At 60.5% G+C, this 15844-nt stretch carries 15 protein-coding genes; 7 read left to right on the forward strand and 8 right to left on the reverse strand.

Annotated features, from left to right (window positions below):
• Positions 1–249: 249 nt before the first annotated feature.
• From ACI514_RS27790 to ACI514_RS27810, 5 genes are all read right to left on the reverse strand, one after another.
• Positions 250–1413 (reverse strand): gamma-butyrobetaine dioxygenase, encoded by a 1164-nt coding sequence (locus ACI514_RS27790; RefSeq protein ID WP_405122739.1) that lies wholly within the window; start codon positions 1411–1413, stop codon positions 250–252.
• A 24-nt stretch (positions 1414–1437) separates the two neighbouring features.
• Positions 1438–1914, reverse strand: coding sequence for a thioesterase family protein (locus tag ACI514_RS27795; protein ID WP_405122740.1), 477 nt, complete (start codon positions 1912–1914; stop codon positions 1438–1440).
• Between the two features lie 227 nt (positions 1915–2141).
• Complete coding sequence (locus ACI514_RS27800; RefSeq protein WP_160059710.1) at positions 2142–3107, reverse strand: L-carnitine dehydrogenase; 966 nt, start codon at positions 3105–3107, stop codon at positions 2142–2144.
• A 152-nt stretch (positions 3108–3259) separates the two neighbouring features.
• Entirely contained in the window at positions 3260–4147 is an 888-nt protein-coding gene (locus ACI514_RS27805) for a 3-keto-5-aminohexanoate cleavage protein (RefSeq protein WP_123454174.1), read from the reverse strand.
• 108 nt (positions 4148–4255) lie between these two features.
• Complete coding sequence (locus ACI514_RS27810) at positions 4256–5200, reverse strand: choline ABC transporter substrate-binding protein (RefSeq protein WP_405122741.1); 945 nt, start codon at positions 5198–5200, stop codon at positions 4256–4258.
• Between the two features lie 207 nt (positions 5201–5407).
• On the opposite strand from ACI514_RS27810, the gene ACI514_RS27815 reads away from it, so the two are divergent.
• A complete protein-coding gene (locus ACI514_RS27815) occupies positions 5408–6352 on the forward strand; it encodes a GlxA family transcriptional regulator (RefSeq protein ID WP_160059708.1) in 945 nt (314 codons plus the stop codon).
• 122 nt (positions 6353–6474) lie between these two features.
• Here ACI514_RS27815 and ACI514_RS27820 read toward each other — a convergent pair whose 3' ends face one another.
• The 3 genes from ACI514_RS27820 to ACI514_RS27830 form a co-directional block, all read right to left on the reverse strand.
• Positions 6475–6891 (reverse strand): DUF3010 family protein, encoded by a 417-nt coding sequence (locus ACI514_RS27820; RefSeq protein WP_116028358.1) that lies wholly within the window; start codon positions 6889–6891, stop codon positions 6475–6477.
• Between the two features lie 29 nt (positions 6892–6920).
• A complete protein-coding gene (locus tag ACI514_RS27825) occupies positions 6921–7244 on the reverse strand; it encodes a helix-turn-helix domain-containing protein (RefSeq protein ID WP_160059707.1) in 324 nt (107 codons plus the stop codon).
• A gap of 101 nt (positions 7245–7345) precedes the next feature.
• Positions 7346–7747, reverse strand: a complete 402-nt coding sequence (locus ACI514_RS27830) for a lysozyme inhibitor LprI family protein (protein ID WP_223027360.1) — start codon at positions 7745–7747, stop codon at positions 7346–7348.
• Between the two features lie 234 nt (positions 7748–7981).
• On the opposite strand from ACI514_RS27830, the gene ACI514_RS27835 reads away from it, so the two are divergent.
• The 6 genes from ACI514_RS27835 to ACI514_RS27860 all read left to right on the forward strand — a co-directional run bounded on the left by ACI514_RS27835 (position 7982) and on the right by ACI514_RS27860 (position 15735).
• On the forward strand, positions 7982–8959 hold the full coding sequence (locus ACI514_RS27835; RefSeq protein ID WP_160059705.1) for a dipeptidase: 978 nt from the start codon (positions 7982–7984) through the stop codon (positions 8957–8959).
• Between the two features lie 107 nt (positions 8960–9066).
• Positions 9067–9597: a DUF5943 domain-containing protein gene (locus tag ACI514_RS27840; protein ID WP_005792152.1), complete on the forward strand. Its 531-nt coding sequence runs from the start codon at positions 9067–9069 to the stop codon at positions 9595–9597.
• A 15-nt stretch (positions 9598–9612) separates the two neighbouring features.
• Positions 9613–11673 (forward strand): dimethylglycine demethylation protein DgcA, encoded by a 2061-nt coding sequence (gene dgcA, locus ACI514_RS27845; RefSeq protein WP_016983627.1) that lies wholly within the window; start codon positions 9613–9615, stop codon positions 11671–11673.
• 112 nt (positions 11674–11785) lie between these two features.
• The gene (gene dgcB / locus ACI514_RS27850; RefSeq protein ID WP_405122742.1) at positions 11786–13735 is read left to right on the forward strand and encodes a dimethylglycine demethylation protein DgcB; all 1950 of its coding nucleotides are present in this window, start codon (positions 11786–11788) and stop codon (positions 13733–13735) included.
• Entirely contained in the window at positions 13735–14955 is a 1221-nt protein-coding gene (locus tag ACI514_RS27855) for an electron transfer flavoprotein subunit alpha/FixB family protein (protein ID WP_405122743.1), read from the forward strand. Before dgcB ends, ACI514_RS27855 begins: the two co-directional genes overlap by 1 nt.
• A gap of 9 nt (positions 14956–14964) precedes the next feature.
• On the forward strand, positions 14965–15735 hold the full coding sequence (locus ACI514_RS27860; protein WP_077574827.1) for an electron transfer flavoprotein subunit beta: 771 nt from the start codon (positions 14965–14967) through the stop codon (positions 15733–15735).
• The last annotated feature ends 109 nt before the right edge of the window (positions 15736–15844 follow it).

Below are 15844 nucleotides of genomic sequence, written 5' to 3' on the forward strand. Positions count from 1 at the left end.
TATGAACAGGTCGTTTTCGGCTAACTCGCCGCTCAAGGGAGTGGGCACACTGAACTCAGCTTGCAACACGAAGGTTTGGTCACCCTCGCACGGCAGCTCCTCAACAGTAGCTTGAGCCCCGATCCAGTCACGGCTGGTATCGGGGCTTTTTTTGCCTGCTTATAAAAGCAAAGATCGCAGCCTTCGGCAGCTCCTACAGGGAACGCATTCCAATGTAGGAGCTGCCGAAGGCTGCGATCTTTTTATGGTTTAGCGTTGCAGCACCAGAATCCGCGATAACAACTCATCCCGATCGATATAGCAGCCTTGGAAGTGCCGCGCTCCGGTGGCCGGGTCAAAGGCATTGCGCGCGTGCAGCGTGCGGCGATTATCAAAGCACCACAACTCTCCAGGATTGAGCCGCTGTATCAGCCGGAATCGTGGCTCGCGCGTCATCGCGATAAACCGCCGATACGCCCGATACAACACCGACATCTGCTCCACCGAGGTATCAAATGCGCCACGCAAAAAGTTCGCCATGCGAATTTCCGCCACTCGTCCCAAGGCATCCAAAGCAATGATCGGCGCCAGGCAGCGATAGTCGCTATGGCGATCCTTGTTGCGAAACTCCACGGGGATTTCACACAGCGCCTGAAACGCTGCCGGGTCCTCACTGCGCAACGCATCGGCAATCGAAAATCCGTCGACAAAAATACTCTCGCCACCCTCGGCGTCATTTACCAGGCAATGCAGAAATTGCAGCCCCGGTTGCAGCTCACGGGTCGGCAGATCAGTGTGCAACGGCAAATTGAAAGCGGTGTAGGCATTGCTGTCGGCATCGGCCTTGGATTGCACGTTGAACAGCACGCCGAAGTTGCTTTCGCGGATAAAGGAAATGCGCTGCGCGATAAGTTTCAGTGAACCGGGTTCGCTGGGTACGCCGCGCACTTGCGTCAGGCCGATGTCGCGCACGGCGAGCAGCCATTGCAGCAGCGCGGCGTTATCGTTCATCAGTGCCACGTATTCGAACACCGGCAACTGCAAATCGCTACGCCAAAGATAAGGCTTGGGCTTGGCGGCCAAGCGTTCGGCGCGGGATTCATCGTCGTAGGCGTGCGCGCGTAACCAGCCCGGATCGAAACGGCTGAGGTGACCGTCCTGCCAGTCGATGCGTAGGCAGCCGTGGGTATCGATATGCGCGGCAGCGGGTTTGAGGTCTTCAGCGGCATCGACAATCTCGAAGACCTGTTCGCGGGTGATGTTGTAGACGCACTGTGGACACGGGCAGTTGTCCCGCAACCAGACATGGTGAAACGGGCTGACGCGACCATCAGCCCATTCAATGGCAACACGATCCGCCAGGCTCTGCACGCCACCGAGCGCGCTGATCAACGGATAAGTACGGAAATCGGCAACAGCGGCAGCGGTGTTCATGGCGGCTCCTTGCGATCGATGGATTTACCTTGCAGGCGGCAGCGCGATGACGCGGCCGATGTAAGCGGGAGCAGGCAAGTCTTTCTGCTCGGCGACGATGCTTTGCAGGCGGCTCAGGGTGTCCGCGCTGAACGGCGCCGAGCGCGGGCCGGCGAGGTCGACGTGCAAGAGCATTTGTTCATTGCCGGCCAGTTCCTGATCCTCACCGACCTTGTGCAGGCAGTGATAGAGGTGCAGGCGTTTGCTGTCGTGGCCAATGATTTGCGTGCGTACTTCGACTTCGGTGTCGAGCTTCACTTCGTGCAGGTAATTGAGGTGCAATTCAAGGGTGAACAGTGAATGGCCGCTGGCTTCGCGGTTGTTGCTGTCCATGCCGAGGCGATCCATCAGGGCGTCGGTGGCGTAGCTGAAAATCAGCAGGTAAAAGGCGTCGCGCAGGTGACCGTTGTAGTCGACCCAGTCGGGGATGATTCTGGTTTGGTAGGTGGTGAGGTTGGGCATGGTTTGGGTTCCGGCAGTGGGCGGGTCGTTAAGATCAAGAGCTACCCCCTCACCCCAGCCCTCTCCCCCAAGGGGGCGAGGGGGAAAGGGAGCAAATTTTCGAGCTTTTCGAGTCCTGAGTTCGGCTCGATGGTGCAAGTCGGCGTAACTCGAACAATCAGCGCGGTCAGTCCCCTCTACCTCTGGGAGAGGGCTAGGGTGAGGGCTGCAATGTCACGGCAGACATATCACTCGCTGAACGCCATCCCATGCTTCTCCTTGGTGGTCTTCACCGCCTCCAGCACAGCCAGCAAACAATCATCACGATAGCGCTCCAGCGCCGAAATACTGTGACGGCCGAGCTGATCGCTGGTGCCATCGACCACGTCATCGATCAACTTGTCAGTCAGCTCCGGCGCCGGCAGATAGGTCCACGGCAACTGCAACGCCGGGCCGAATTGCGACATGAAGTGGCGCATTCCCGCATCACCACCGGCCAGGGTGTAGGTCAGGAATGTGCCCATGAACGACCAGCGTAGACCGGCGCCAAAGCGGATCGCATCGTCGATTTCGCCAGTGGTGGCGACACCGTCGTTGACCAGGTGCAGCGCTTCACGCCATAGCGCTTCGAGCAAGCGGTCGGCAATAAACCCCGGCACCTCCTTGCGCACATGCAACGGGCGCATGCCGAGGGATTCGTAGACTTTCATTGCTGCCTGAATGGCTTGCGGCGCGGTGTTCTTGCCGCCGACTACCTCTACCAAAGGCAGCAGATAAACCGGGTTGAACGGGTGGCCGACCACGCAGCGTTCCGGGTGCGTGGAACTCTCGTAGAACTCGCTCGGCAACAGGCCCGACGTACTCGAACCGATCAACGCATTGGGCTTGGCTGCGGCGCTGATTTTGCTGTGCAGATCAAGTTTCAGCTCCAGACGTTCCGGGGCGCTTTCTTGAATGAAATCGGCATCGCGCACGCACTCTTCGATAGTCGCGACAAAGCGCAGGCGATCCTGCGAAGCGCCCGGCGCCAGACCGTTTTTCTCCAGGGCCCCCCAGGCATTGGCCACGCGTTTGCGCAGTGCTGCTTCGGCGCCGGGCGCCGGATCCCAGGCCACCACGTCGAGGCCATAGGCGAGGGCACGGGCCACCCAGCCACTACCGATGACACCGCTGCCCAGCGCGGCGAAGGTTTTGATTTCGGTGATAAAGCTCATTGGATTTTTCCCGAGTAAGGTGATCCCTGTAGGAGCTGCCGAAGGCTGCGATCTTTTGATCTTGCTTCTAAAAATCAAAGTCAAAAGATCGCAGCCTTCGGCAGCTCCTACAGGTTAAAAGTGGGGCCAGTCAGGCTCGTTTTTGGGATAGGTCAGCCGCGCTGGGTCAGGCCCATTTTCTTGCGGCCCTCAGCCGGGGTCAGCACGCGGGCGCCGAGGCGGCTGAGGATCTCGCTGGCGCGCTCGACCAATTGGCCGTTGGTCGCCAGCACGCCTTTGTCCAACCACAGGTTGTCCTCCAGCCCGACCCGTACGTTGCCGCCCAGCAACACCGCTTGCGCAGCCATCGGCATCTGCATCCGGCCAATGCCAAAGCCGGCCCATACCGCGTCGGCTGGCAGGTTATCGACCATGGCTTTCATGGTGGTGGTATCCGCCGGCGCGCCCCACGGGATGCCCAGGCACAGCTGGAACAACGGGTTATCGAGCAGACCTTCCTTGATCATCTGCTTGGCGAACCACAGGTGACCGGTGTCGAAAATCTCCAGCTCGGCCTTCACGCCCAACTCGGTGATGCGCTTGGCGCCGGCACGCAGTTGCGCCGGTGTGGAGACGTAAATGGTGTCGCCATCGCCGAAGTTCAGCGTGCCGCAATCGAGGGTGCAGATTTCCGGCAACAGCTCTTCAACGTGCGCCAGACGAGTCAACGGGCCGACCAGATCGGTGTTCGGGCCGAACTCCATCGGGTTCTCGCCGGCGCCGATTTCCAGGTCGCCGCCCATGCCGGCGGTGAGGTTGACGATGATGTCGACGTCGGCCTCGCGGATGCGCTCCATCACTTCGCGGTACAGCGCCACGTCACGGCTGAACTTGCCGGTCTGCGGATCGCGCACATGGCAATGCACAACGGTGGCGCCGGCCTTGGCTGCTTCAACGGCGGCGGCAGCGATTTGTTTCGGGGTGACCGGCACGTGCGGGCTCTTGGCGGTCGTGTCGCCAGCACCGGTGAGTGCGCAGGTGATGATGACGTCGTGGTTCATGGTGCGGTTTCCTTCAGGCGTGATGGGTCTGTCCGCAGCCCTTTTCGGGGCTGCGAAGCTTCGTCCGGTTCCCTCTCCCCTTGGGAGAGGGGCTTTTAAATGAGAGTGTTATTTGCTGGTCAGCTGGAGGTTTTCAGCCGCCGGTTTGCCATCGAACGTGGTCACACCTTCCAGCCAGCGCTGCTTGTCTTCGGGGTGATCCTTGAGCCATTGCTTGGCCGATTCGAAGGCGTCCTTGTGGTCGAGCAGCGGCTGCATCATCCGGCTCTCGTCTTCGGCGGTGAACGTCAGGTTGGTCAGCAAGCGACCAATGTTCGGGCACTGCTCAGCGTATTTCGGCGCGGTCACCGTCCACACGGTGGCCATGCCTTCGTTCGGACCAAGGGCATCGTCGCTGCCGGTCAGGTAAGTCATCTGCACGTTGACGTTCATCGGGTGCGGCGCCCAACCGAAGAACACCACGGCTTCCTTGCGGCGCACGGCGCGGTCGACGGCGGCGAGCATGCCGGCTTCGCTGGACTCGACCAGCTGGAACTTGCCGAGGCCGAACTGGTTCTTGGTGATCATTGCCTTGATCTGCGTGTTGGCGCCCGAGCCCGGTTCGATGCCGTAGATCTTGCCGCCCAGTTCTTTTTCAAACCTGGCGATGTCGGCGAAGGTTTTCAGGCCCTTGTCGGCCAGATAAGTCGGCACCGCGAGGGTCGCGCGGGCGTCTTTCAGGCTCGGCGCTTCGAGGACTTTGACCTGATTGGCGTCGACGAACGGGGTGATGGTCTGGGTCATCAGCGGGTTCCAGTAACCGAGGAACAGGTCCAGGCGCTGATCGCGGATCCCGGCGAAGATGATTTGCTGGGACGCACTGGTTTGTTTGGTGTTGTAGCCGAGGCCGTCGAGCAGGACCTGGGTCATGGCACTGGTGGCGATCACGTCGGTCCAGTTGACCACGCCCATGCGCACGTTCTGGCACGAGGCGGGTTCGGCCGCCATGACGCTGGCGCTCAAGAAAGCGGTACCGCTGAGTGCAAGAACACAGCTGCTGATCAGTCGTTTCATGTCGGGTTCCTCGGCAGGTGGTTTATTGTGGTTCCCGGCGTCTGATGCGCCGGTGATGCCAAGTTACGCAGCTATGCGCCTGTGAAAACGCACTGCGGCGACTGGCATTTGCACTGTAGCGACCTGTGCGCTTGAACGCTGACGACAATCGGCGTATCAACGAGCCACGCTCCCCTCCCTCTCGTTACCCGCGAATCGAGTGCGCCTATGTCCCAGGATTTCTATTTCTTGCTGATGCCGGGGTTCTCCGCCATTGGCTTTATCTCCGCGATCGAACCGCTGCGCGTGGCCAACCGCTTTCGTGGCGAGTTGTATCGCTGGCACGTGTTGAGCGCTGATGGCGGGGCGGTGCTGGCGAGCAATGGCATGTCGGTCAACGCCGATGCAGCGCTGGAGCCGCTGAAAAAAGGCGCGACGTTATTGGTGGTGGCCGGGTTTGAGCCGCTGAAATTTGCCACGCCGGTGCTGGAACATTGGCTGCGGCGGCTGGATAACGATGGCGTGACGCTGGGCGCCATTGACACGGGCAGCTTTGTCCTTGCCGAAGCCGGGTTGCTTGAGGGCCATCGCCTGACCCTGCACTGGGAAGCGATCGATGCCTTCAAGGAATCTTATCCACAGCTCAGCGTGACCCAGGAATTGTTCGAGATCGACCGTCGACGGATCACCTCGGCGGGTGGCACCGCTTCCATTGATTTAATGCTCGATTTGATCGCTCAGGCCCATGGGCCGCAGCTGGCGATTCAGGTCAGTGAGCAGTTTGTGCTGGGGAGGATTCGCCCGCGCAAAGACCACCAGCGTATGGAAGTTGCTACGCGTTACGGGATCAACAACAAGAAACTGGTGCAGGTGATCGGCGAGATGGAGCAGCACAGCGAACCGCCGCTGACCACGCTGCAATTGGCGGAATCGATCAAGGTCACGCGACGGCAACTGGAGCGCTTGTTTCGGCTGCATCTGAACGACACACCGAGCAATTTCTATCTGCGGCTAAGGCTGGAAAAGGCCCGACAGCTGCTGCGCCAGACTGACATGAGCGTGCTCGAAGTCAGCATCGCCTGCGGCTTCGAATCACCGTCGTATTTCACCCGCAGCTACCGCGCACGCTTCGCCCGCTGCCCGCGCGAAGACCGCCGTACCGCACAGGCCTGAATTGGATGCACCCAAAACCCCTGTAGGAGTGAGCCTGCTCGCGATAGCGGTAAGTCAGACAACACTGATGTCGACTGACACTTCGTCATCGCGAGCAGGCTCACTCCTACAGTTTGATCGGGTTACTTCTTCAGCAGCGCCGAACACGCCGCCTTATAAGCCTCATGCTGATACTTGTTCAACGTCCCCGGCAGTTCAAAATTATGCTTCTTCGCCTGCGCATTGATCGTCTGCGGCGACAACAATGTCACCTCACACCCATCCAGCAGCTGCAAAATCCCTTCAATCTTGAACGTCGTCGGCCCACCGGCAAACTCACCCTTCTTGCTGCGTTTCTTGATCGCAATCCGGTCAACCGAATTCTCCCGCACAAACGACGCCACCTGCGCCGCAAAGAGCTTAACGTTTGCCGCTTCGTCATCGTCTTCGAGGGCGATCTTCTTGGTGGCAAGGGGAATGTGGCTCAGGGTCGAACCGTCGAGAGCGGCCACGGCGATGATCGCTTCGCTGCCTTTGATTTCGATGCCGCAGATGTTCATGGGGAATTCCTTGAAGTGAAGAGGGCAGCTTACAGCTCAAGCTGATTGGTGGTGATGCCGAACGCCGACGCAATTTTCTCGCGAGTGGCCTTGCGTGGCTTGGCGACTGTTTCCTGCTGGGCAAACGCCGGTTGCGAAATACCCATGCGTTTAGCGACTTCTTCCTGAGTCAGGTTGAGGTATTCGCGCCAGGCACGGATCGGTGTCGCTCCGTCGACCATCCGACTGACCACTTCATGGGGAATCAGATCGGGCTGCATTTTCTGCGCGACATATTGCGCATAGGGAATGACCACGAAGGCCGGTTTGCCCTCGGCGTCGTTGATGATTTGGATATCTGTGGGTAACTTCATATTCGGAGAAATATAAGTCTTTTATAAGATTTCAGGATCTTTGCTTATATTTCTCCCAATGCCAATCAACAAGTTTGACGGCATGTTACGAGTGGTCAGGATCACTCCTGCCCAATCGACTCCAAAAACTCCGACCGCTCATCACTCATCCGCGCCACGCAATCATTCTGCGCAATCGTGAACGCCTTGCTCCCCGCCGTCGCCGGAAACGCTTCCACCGCGCAATCCGCATCCCGGGTCTTTAACCACTGCTGCTGAGCCGTCTTCATCTTGGCAGTGATGTCCGCCAGTTGCGTCGCGTTTTTGCCGTACGCGGTCTGCATGCGTTCGGTCAGGCTGGCGTAGTTGTCCTTGAGCAGGTCTTCGGCGGTGGTGCGGCTGTAGGTCGAGCATTCCAGGGTCTGGACGTCGTTTTCGACGGCGTCGCACGGGTTGTTGTCGGATTCTTCGGCGGCGTGTACGCCGGTCGCAAGCAAAGCCAAAGCCAGGAAGATCGATTTCATTGTTGTCGCCGCTCTAATCCAGTGGTGTTTCCAAGATGCCGGAGATTCTGGCTCAAGCTTGCGGGCTTGAACAGGTAGCTGATCGGAGCGTCTGGCGACCCTTTGTCGCGGATTGACGCTTTCGGCAATTCCCCTGTCGTTTTTGCACCCGGTCGCCCGGGCACCGAGGCATATGCTGGCCCCAAAGCGCCGGCAGACGATTCGGCGCATGAATCGCCAATAAGGGGACGCCTGATGAGCCCAGCCGAATTACACGCCGACAGCATCGTTATCGACGGTCTGATCATTGCCAAATGGAACCGTGAGCTGTTCGAAGACATGCGCAAGGGCGGTCTGACGGCGGCCAACTGCACTGTGTCGGTGTGGGAAGGCTTTCAGGCGACCGTGAACAATATTGCTGCCAGCCAGAAGCTGATCCGCGAAAACAGCGACCTGGTGATGCCGGTGCGCACCACCGCCGACATTCGTCGTGCCAAGGAACAAGGCAAGACCGGCATCCTCTTCGGCTTCCAGAATGCCCACGCGTTTGAAGACCAGATCGGCTACGTCGAGGTGTTCAAGCAGCTCGGCGTCGGCATCGTGCAGATGTGCTACAACACCCAGAACCTGGTCGGCACCGGTTGCTACGAGCGGGACGGCGGCCTGTCGGGTTTCGGTCGCGAAATCGTCGCCGAGATGAACCGCGTTGGCGTCATGTGCGACCTGTCCCACGTCGGTTCCAAGACTTCCGAAGAAGTCATCCTCGAATCGAAAAAACCGGTCTGCTATTCCCACTGCCTGCCGTCGGGTCTCAAAGAGCACCCGCGCAACAAGTCCGATGAAGAGCTGAAGTTCATTGCCGACCACGGCGGTTTCGTCGGCGTGACCATGTTCGCGCCGTTCCTCGCCAAGGGCATCGATTCGACCATCGACGATTACGCCGAGGCGATCGAATACACCATGAACATCGTCGGCGAAGACGCCATCGGCATCGGCACCGACTTCACCCAAGGCCATGGCCAGGACTTCTTCGAATACCTGACCCACGACAAGGGCTACGCCCGCCGTCTGACCAGCTTCGGCAAGATCATCAACCCGCTGGGCATCCGCACCGTCGGCGAGTTCCCGAACCTGACCGAAACCCTGCTCAAACGCGGCCATCCCGAGCGCGTGGTGCGCAAGATCATGGGCGAGAACTGGGTCAACGTCCTCAAAGACGTCTGGGGCGAATAACGCTGACTCAAGACCGCCGCCGAACTGCCCCCTCTCCTGTGGGAGAGGGCCGGGGTGAGGGCAGCGGTCACCACTGAATCCACTATTTTTTCTGGAGTTAAGTTTCCATGGCCAAGATCGCCCCGCAATTGCCAATCGAAGTCGACAGCGAGACCGGTGTCTGGACCTCTGACGCCCTGCCCATGCTCTACGTGCCGCGTCACTTCTTCGTCAACAATCATATGGGTATCGAGGAGGTTTTGGGCGCTGACGCCTACGCCGAGATCCTCTACAAGGCGGGCTACAAATCCGCCTGGCACTGGTGCGAAAAAGAAGCTGAATGCCACGGCCTGGAAGGCGTCGCGGTGTTCGAGCACTACATGAAGCGCCTGTCGCAACGCGGCTGGGGCCTGTTCAAGATCCAGGACATCGACCTCGACAAAGGCACCGCCAGCGTCAAGCTCGAACACTCGGCATTCGTCTATGTGTACGGCAAGGTCGGGCGCAAGGTCGACTACATGTTCACCGGTTGGTTTGCCGGGGCCATGGATCAGATTCTTGAAGCACGCGGCAGCAAGATTCGCACCGTCGCCGAGCAAGTCTACGGTGGCTCCGAAGAAGGCCACGACGACGGCCTGTTCACCGTCAAGCCGTTGTAAGTCGAGGAACCCGCCATGGCTTTCGAAGCAATGTTCCAGCCGATCCAGATCGGCAAACTGACCATCCGCAACCGCGTGCTCAGCACCGCGCACGCTGAGGTCTACGCGACGGACGGTGGCATGACCACCGACCGCTACGTCAAGTATTACGAAGAGAAAGCCAAGGGCGGCATCGGCCTGGCGATCTGTGGCGGCTCCTCCGTGGTCGCCATCGACAGCCCGCAGGAATGGTGGAGCTCGGTCAACCTGTCGACCGACCGGATCATTCCGCATTTCCAGAATCTGGCCGACGCCATGCACAAGCATGGCGCCAAGATCATGATTCAGATTACCCACATGGGCCGCCGCTCGCGCTGGGACGGCTTCAACTGGCCGACCCTGATGTCGCCGTCGGGCATCCGTGAACCGGTGCACCGCGCCACCTGCAAAACCATCGAGCCGGAAGAAATCTGGCGGGTCATCGGCAACTACGCCCAAGCCGCACGCCGGGCCAAGGCCGGTGGCCTCGACGGCGTTGAGCTGTCGGCAGTGCACCAACACATGATCGACCAGTTCTGGAGTCCGCGCGTCAACAAGCGAACCGACGAATGGGGCGGCACCTTCGAAGGCCGGATGAAGTTCGGTCTGGAAGTGCTGAAGGCCGTGCGCGCCGAGGTCGGTGATGACTTCTGCGTGGGCATGCGTCTGTGCGGTGACGAGTTCCACCCGGACGGCTTGTCCCACGAGGACATGAAGCAGATCGCCAAGTATTACGACGACACCGGCATGCTCGATTTCATCGGCGTCGTCGGCTCGGGCTGTGACACCCACAACACCCTGGCCAACGTGATTCCGAACATGAGTTATCCACCGGAGCCGTTTCTGCATCTGGCCGCCGGGATCAAGGAAGTGGTCAAGGTGCCGGTGCTGCACGCCCAGAACATCAAGGATCCGAACCAGGCCACGCGCATTCTTGAAGGCGGTTACGTCGACATGGTCGGCATGACCCGCGCGCACATCGCCGACCCGCATCTGATCGCCAAGATCAAGATGGGCCAGATCGACCAGATCAAGCAGTGCGTCGGCGCCAACTATTGCATCGACCGTCAGTATCAAGGCCTCGACGTGCTGTGCATTCAGAACGCCGCGACGTCCCGTGAGTACATGGGCGTGCCGCACATCATCGAGAAATCCACCGGGCCGAAACGCAAAGTGGTGATCGTCGGTGCCGGCCCTGCCGGGATGGAAGCGGCCCGCGTTGCCGCCGAACGTGGCCACGACGTGACCCTGTTCGAGAAGAAGGAATTCATCGGCGGGCAGATCACCACCGCATCGAAAGCGCCGCAGCGTGACCAGATCGCTGGCATCACCCGCTGGTTCCAACTGGAACTGGCGCGACTGAAAGTCGATCTGCGTCTGGGCACGGCGGCCGATGCCGACACCATCATGGACTTGCGTCCGGACGTAGTGGTGCTGGCGGTCGGCGGGCATCCGTATCTGGAACAGAACGAACACTGGGGCGCCGCCGAAGGGCTGGTGGTCAGCAGTTGGGACGTGCTCGACGGCAAGGTTGCGCCGGGCAAGAACGTGCTGGTCTACGACACCATTTGTGAGTTCACCGGGATGTCGGTTGCCGACTTCCTCGCCGACAAGGGCAGCCAGGTCGAGATCGTCACTGACGACATCAAGCCGGGCGTGGCCATCGGCGGTACATCGTTCCCGACCTACTACCGCAGCATGTACCCGAAAGAAGTGATCATGACCGGCGACATGATGCTGGAGAAGGTCTACCGCGAAGGCGACAAACTGGTCGCGGTGCTGGAGAACGAATACACCGGCGCCAAAGAGGAGCGGGTGGTCGATCAGGTGGTGGTGGAAAACGGCGTGCGTCCGGATGAAGAAATCTATTACGCGCTCAAAGAGGGTTCGCGCAACAAGGGCCAGATCGACGTCGAAGCGTTGTTTGCGATCCAGCCGCAACCTTCGCTGAGCGAGGCGGGCGACGGCTACTTGCTGTTCCGCATCGGCGACTGCGTGGCGCAGCGCAACACGCACGCCGCCATTTATGACGCACTCCGGCTCTGTAAGGATTTTTGACGGCTCAGCTGCGAGCCATAAGCTTCAAGCCGCAAGTAAAAGCCCGGCAGATTTTGCTGCTCTTTCTTGCAGCTTGTAGCTTGTAGCTTGCACCTCGCCAGAGGTGACTCTGATGTTGAACACCCTTCTTCCAATCCTGTTGTTCGCAGTTATCGGCCTTGGGGTCCTTGGCGCGTTGCGGCGGGTGGCCATGTGGCGTCGGGGCCGGGCCTCGAAGGTCGATCTGATCGGCGGCCTGTTGGCCATGCCCAAGCGCTACATGGTCGATTTGCACCATGTCGTGGCGCGGGACAAATACATCGCCAACACCCACGTGGCCACGGCCGGCGGTGCGGTGGCGTCGATTGTACTGGCGCTGCTGGTGCACGGTTTTGGCCTGCATAACCGCATTCTCGGTTACGCCTTGCTGCTGATGACGGCAGTGATGTTCGTCGGCGCGATCTTCGTTTATCTGCGTCGGCGCAACCCGCCGGCGCGGCTGTCGAAAGGCCCGTGGATGCGCCTGCCGAAAAGTCTGCTGGCGTTCTCGGCGTCGTTCTTCCTGCTGACCTTGCCGGTGGCCGGGATTCTGCCGGAGAACTTTGGCGGTTGGGTGCTCGCCGTCATCCTCGGGATCGGTGTGCTGTGGGGCGTGTCGGAACTGTTTTTCGGCATGACCTGGGGCGGGCCGATGAAACACGCCTTCGCTGGTGCTTTGCATTTGGCTTGGCACCGTCGCGCGGAGCGTTTTGGTGGTGGTCGTTCCACGGGTTTGAAGCCGTTGGATCTGAACGATCCGAGTGCTCCGCTGGGTGTTGAGAAACCCAAGGATTTCACCTGGAACCAGTTGCTCGGCTTTGACGCCTGCGTGCAGTGCGGCAAGTGCGAAGCGGCGTGCCCGGCGTTCGCTGCCGGTCAGCCGCTGAACCCGAAGAAACTGATTCAGGACATGGTCGTCGGTCTCGCCGGTGGCACCGATGCGAAGTTCGCCGGCAGCCCGTATCCCGGCAAACCAGTGGGCGAACACAGCGGTAATCCACATCAACCGATCGTTAACGGTCTGGTCGACGCCGAAACCCTGTGGTCGTGCACCACCTGCCGTGCCTGCGTCGAGGAATGCCCGATGATGATCGAGCACGTCGACGCCATCGTCGACATGCGCCGGCACTTGACCCTGGAAAAAGGCGCGACGCCGAACAAGGGCGCCGAAGTCCTTGAAAACCTCATCGCCACCGACAACCCCGGCGGTTTCGCCCCGGGCGGGCGGATGAACTGGGCGGCGGACTTGAACCTCAATCTGCTCAGCGAGAAGAAATCCACCGACGTGCTGTTCTGGGTCGGCGACGGTGCGTTCGACATGCGCAACCAGCGCACCCTGCGCGCCTTCGTCAAAGTGCTGAAAGCGGCGAAAATCGACTTTGCCGTACTCGGTCTCGAAGAGCGTGACAGCGGCGATGTTGCCCGGCGTCTCGGCGATGAAGCGACCTTCCAGTTGCTTGCCAAACGCAACATCCAGACCCTGGCCAAATACAGCTTCAACCGCATCGTTACTTGTGATCCGCACAGCTTCCACGTGCTGAAAAACGAGTACGGCGCGTTCGATGGCAACTACCTGGTGCAGCACCACAGCACCTACATGGCAGAAATCATTCAGGCCGGCGCGCTGAACCTCGGTCAGCACAAAGGCAACAGCGTGACCTATCACGATCCGTGCTACCTCGGTCGTTACAACGGCGAGTACGAAGCGCCGCGTGAAGTGCTGCGTGCCCTCGGTATCGAAGTGAAAGAGATGCAACGTTCCGGCTTCCGTTCGCGCTGCTGCGGCGGTGGTGGCGGCGCGCCGATCACTGACATTCCGGGCAAGCAACGGATTCCCGACATGCGCATGGAAGACATCCGCGAGACCGGCGCCGAACTGGTGGCCGTGGGTTGTCCACAGTGCACGGCGATGCTCGAAGGCGTGGTCGAACCGCGTCCGCTGATCAAGGACATCGCTGAACTGGTGGCCGACGCGCTGCTCGAAGACGCCGCGCCGAGCAAGCCTGCCACCCCGGCCAAACGTGAACCTGCGGAGGCCCACTGATGAGCGACATTATCCGCCGCGACCCACGCGCCGAATGGATTGCGCGTAACCGTTTGCATCCGCTGCATGCGGCCATGCAACCGGCGCAACACAGCTGGATGGGGCCGAATGGCGTCATCCGAAAGAACCTGCACGGCATCGGTTTTATCGGCCCCAACGGCATCAAACGGATCGACCGCAGCGGCGCGCAACAGGGCGGGGCGGTCAAACGTTCGGCGGCTGTGGAAGTGCAATTGCCGCTGCATCAAGTGCCGGCCCCGGCGTTCTACATCAGCGTGGTGCCGGACATGGTCGGTGGTCGCTTGAGCAGCCACGATCGCGACTTGCTTGGGCTCGCCCATCAACTCGCTGGCCAGGACGGCGCGGTGTTGGCGGTGGTCTTTGGCGAGCACAAGGAAAACGCTTTCGCGACCGCTGGCGTCGATCGCTTGCTGGTGCTCGAAGGCGAGGAATTCAGCGGTTATGCACCGGAGCAACGGGTGCAAGGTTTGCGCGCTGTGGATAACCAGTTCAACCCGCGTCATTGGTTGCTGCCGGACAGCCGCAGCGGTGGCGGTGAACTCGGTCGACGCTTTGCCGCTGCACTGGGCGAACGCCCGGCGACACGGGTCTGGCAGGTCAAGGATCAGGAGTGCATCGGCCGCGCTGGCGCTGGGCTGCAAGACCTTGCCCGTCCAGTTGCGCGGTTGATTTTGGCCGCTGCCGAATGCGCCGAACCAGTCAGCGACACTCGCCACGAAGCGTTGCCGGTGGAGTTATCCACAAGCGTGGCGCGCAGTCTCTCGCGGATCGAAGATCTCGGCGCCGTGGCGGTCGACCCGGCGGCGATTCCAATGGCTGAAGCCGAATTCATTTTCTCCGGCGGCAATGGAGTCAAAGACTGGGCACTATTCCACGAAACGGCGGCAGCACTCGGCGCTACCGAAGGTGCTTCCCGCGTTGCAGTGGACGATGGCTTCATGGCGCGTGATCGTCAGGTCGGCGCGTCCGGTACCTGGGTCACCGCGCGGGTCTATGTGGCTGTGGGTATCTCTGGCGCGATTCAGCACCTGCAAGGTATTGGTGCCTGCGACAAGGTCGTGGCGATCAACCTTGATCCGGGTTGCGACATGATCAAGCGTGCCGATTTGTCGGTGATCGGCGAAAGCGCAGAGATTCTGCAGGCGTTGATCGAAGCGGTCGCGGCTTACCGCAACGAAGCCAAGCGCGATGCGGCTTAAGGAAACTTTATGAACACGAAAGTAATCAGTCTGGTTTCAATCGGCGCCCACCCGACCTCCGGGCGGCCACGCCGCGCTGATCAGGACGCGCGCGCCGTGGAACTGGGTTTGCAACTGGCTGGGGATAACCTGCAAGTGCTGCATGCCGGTGACGTTGCAGAACCGGCGTTGCGCGCCTATCTGGGCATGGGGCTTGAGCAGATGCATGTGCTGGAGCAACCGGCAGGCGCCGATGCGCTGCCGGCGCTGACCGCGTATCTGCGCGATGCCGGTGCGCAAGTTGTCCTGACCGGCAGCCAGGCGGAAACCGGTGAAGGTTCGGGGATGTTGCCGTTTTTGCTCGCCGAAGGACTGGGCTGGCCGTTGGTGGTCGGGCTGGCTCAGGTCGAGTCGATCAATGATGGTTCGGCGCTGGTGCTGCAAGCCTTGCCGCGCGGACAGCGGCGCCGGTTGAAGGTGAAACTGCCGTTTCTGGCGACTGTGGATAACGCTGCGCCGAAGCCTCGGCAGAGTGCGTATGGTCCCGCGCGACGCGGGGTCTTGCAGGCTGAAGACGTCGAAGTGGTGGACGATGAGTTGCTCGCGGTTGCCACTTTGCAAGCGGCCAAGCCACGGCCGAAACGCTTGAAGGTGATCAAGGCCAAAAGCGGGGCGGACCGGATGAAGGCCGCGACGGCCAAGGCCAGTGGTGGCGGGGGGCAGGTGCTCAAGGGCGTTACCGCACAGGCCGGGGCTGAAGCGATTCTCAAATTGCTGATTGAAGAAGGCGTCGTCCGCTGAAAAGGCCCTCACCCTAGCCCTCTCCCTCCGGGAGAGGGCTGGGCGGGCGGCGTTCCGATGAGGGCAAGCACTTTTACCCACAATCCCTGTTGGCGGATCTGTGGATAAC

The organism is Pseudomonas sp. M20 (genome assembly GCF_045037865.1).
Lineage (GTDB): Bacteria > Pseudomonadota > Gammaproteobacteria > Pseudomonadales > Pseudomonadaceae > Aquipseudomonas.